Origin of the sequence: Protofrankia sp. Cas8, assembly GCF_963555845.1 — a bacterium.
GTDB lineage: Bacteria > Actinomycetota > Actinomycetes > Frankiales > Frankiaceae > Protofrankia.
This window is the reverse complement of record NZ_CAUVXI010000267.1, coordinates 5,278-6,779: the sequence shown is the minus strand read 5'-3', so window position 1 is coordinate 6,779 and position 1,502 is coordinate 5,278. Positions and strand designations below refer to the sequence as shown.

Annotated in this window: 2 protein-coding genes and 1 pseudogene; 2 read left to right on the top strand and 1 reads right to left on the bottom strand. The window is 69.4% G+C overall.

From position 1 onward, the window contains the following. Positions 1–165 (bottom strand): TcmI family type II polyketide cyclase (locus tag U9977_RS24795; RefSeq protein ID WP_322751696.1); only part of this gene is annotated, 165 nt, incomplete at its 3' end. A gap of 371 nt (positions 166–536) precedes the next feature. Between U9977_RS24795 and U9977_RS24790 the strand changes: the two are divergent. Together U9977_RS24790 and U9977_RS24785 are read left to right on the top strand one after the other, a co-directional pair. Further along, positions 537–1,029: pseudogene (locus tag U9977_RS24790) on the top strand (IS21 family transposase); the annotation flags it as partial. Beyond that, a partial coding sequence (locus tag U9977_RS24785) for an ATP-binding protein (protein WP_322751694.1) occupies positions 1,026–1,502 on the top strand: 477 nt, incomplete at its 3' end. The pseudogene U9977_RS24790 and the gene U9977_RS24785, both read left to right, overlap by 4 nt.

The window sequence follows — 1,502 nt, the reverse complement described above, 5'->3', positions numbered from 1 at the left end:
GACGGTTTCCAGAAGATGTACGTAGAGATCGCCGAGTGAGTAGAGTGAACGGTGGACGACGCCGGCCACGCGCGGCAGACCGGTGGCGTCCGACTCTGCGAAGATACGTGCGACATCCTTGTGGGAACCGGGTTCGATTTTGGCAACAATCAGCGTTCTGTGCATGTTGCGATCCCCCTCCACCGAGCTGGCCGGGAAACCCCGGGACCGGGGCCGGCAGGGCCGCTGGCCCATTCACGGCGACGTTTCCAGGCGAGACTGACCCACTACTGAGAGTAAATGCGATCATGCCGTGCGTCCACCTGTACCGTCTGCGTAACCATCGGAGGAGGGTTCCATCCGATCACGCCGACCGCATCGCACCGCACCCGCACCGACGGCCGGGCCAGGCGATCCGCCGCGACGTGTCGCTCCGACAACAGGCGCAGCGGGAACAAAGGTGGACCGGCCGGCGAGCCGGGTGAGCCGGGCCAGCACCCCGAGCAGGTGCCAGCCTCGGTCGTCACCGGCGAATGGCTCTGACGGTCTCAACTGGCCCCGGTGCGACGGTGCTGGCCCAGGCCCCGCCAGTCCGGGGTGTTCACCGCCGAGCATGAGGCGTTCTGGGCCGCGGCGCGCCGCGCGCACGGCGACGCCGGCGGCACCCGGGCGTTGGTCGAGGTGCTGCTGTTGCACCGTCACCTGCCCCACGCCGACGTTGTGGCCGGCCTGGCCGCGGCGGTCGCTGCCGGGGCGAGTACCGCTGACGTTGTCGCGGTCGAGGCCCGTAAGACCACCCAGACCCGGCCTGTCGAGGAGCGCCAGACACCCTCGGTGCCGCCTGCTGCCTCCGGGGACACCGTGACGAGCCTGACCGAGCGCCGCCTGACCGAACCGGCCGCGGTGATCGCTGGGCTGCCGGCGAATACCCGCCCGATTCCCAGCGTCGCGCACTACGACGAGCTGCTACGACGGCGTCGTCCGACCGCGGCGCCGACCACGACTACCCCCGCGGGGGCCGACCACTCCAGCGCGGGAAGAGTCTCATGACCAGACCAGCGCATCGCGGGATGACCGAACAGGCCGCGGAACGCCAGCAGCTGACCTACCGTGGGTTCCTCGCCGAGCTCCTCATGGCCGAGTGCGACGACCGGGACCGGCGCCGATCCGAACGGCGGATCCGCGCCGCCGGGTTCCCCCGGGAGAAGTGGCTGACCGACTTCGACTACGACGCCAACCCGGCGATCAACCCGGCCACCATCAACACCCTGGCGACCTGCGCCTGGGTCCGCGCCGGGCAACCGCTATGCCTGATCGGTGACTCCGGCACCGGGAAATCTCATCTGCTCATCGCGCTCGGCGCCGCCGCGGCGATGGCCGGCCACCGGGTCCGTTACACACTCGCCGCGAAACTCGTCAACGAACTCGTCGAGGCCGCCGACGAGAAGATCCTGACCAAGACCATCGCCCGCTACGGCCGCGTCGACCTGCTCTGCATCGACGAACTGGGCTATATGGAACTC